Raw genomic sequence first — 739 nt, forward strand, 5'->3', positions numbered from 1 at the left:
GCGGTGTCGAGGGAGAGCGACGTGGGCATCATGTGATCCTCGCGGATAGGTGAACCGTGGTTCCGGCGGCATCAGGATTGATGGTGACGTCATTCATGAGCCCCCGCATGAGGGCAATACCCCGTCCCCGGTGGGGATAACTAGCCGGTTGCGGCGGTTTCCACGAGCCGGTGTCGGTGATGGTCAACTGCACCCGGTCGACCAGTGCGGTCGCGCCCAGGCTGATGGTGCCTTCCGGCTGGTCCCGGTGACCGTGCTCGATGGCGTTGGCGACGGCCTCCCCGGCGGCGACCAGCACGTTCATCGCCTGTTCCGGGTCCAGTCGGGTGCGGGTCAGCCAGGTGCGCAACGCGGATCGTGCGGGCGCCAAGTGACTGACGTCAGCCGGGAACGTCAGCTCCAGCGGAGCGGGATGACGATAAAGCAGAACGACTACGTCGTCCTGATAGCCGCCGCCGGGGGCCAGACCGGACATGATGTGGTTCGCCAATTCGTCGAGCGTCGACCCGCGGCCGTCCTGCACGAACTCGGCCGCCCGGGAGATGCCCTGCCCCAACGCCGTACGGCGACGTTCGACCAAGCCGTCGGTATAGAGCAGCAGGGTGGCACGCGCCGGCACGGTCACCCGGGCCTCGGGGCGGGACCAGTTGGGCCGCACTCCCAATGCGATCGTGTGACCGTCGTCGAGCATCTGGGTGGTGCCGTCCGCGTGGACCAGGATGGGCGGCGGGTGCCCGGC

At 68.1% G+C, this 739-nt stretch carries 1 protein-coding gene; it reads right to left on the reverse strand.

Going from position 1 to position 739, the window contains the following annotated elements; translation table 11 throughout:
• Nucleotides 1-28: 28 nt before the first annotated feature.
• On the reverse strand, nucleotides 29-739 hold a 711-nt coding region (locus tag A5691_RS17675; protein WP_156675579.1), incomplete at its 5' end, for an ATP-binding protein.

It is taken from the genome of Mycobacterium sp. E183 (assembly GCF_001667735.1).
GTDB lineage: Bacteria > Actinomycetota > Actinomycetes > Mycobacteriales > Mycobacteriaceae > Mycobacterium.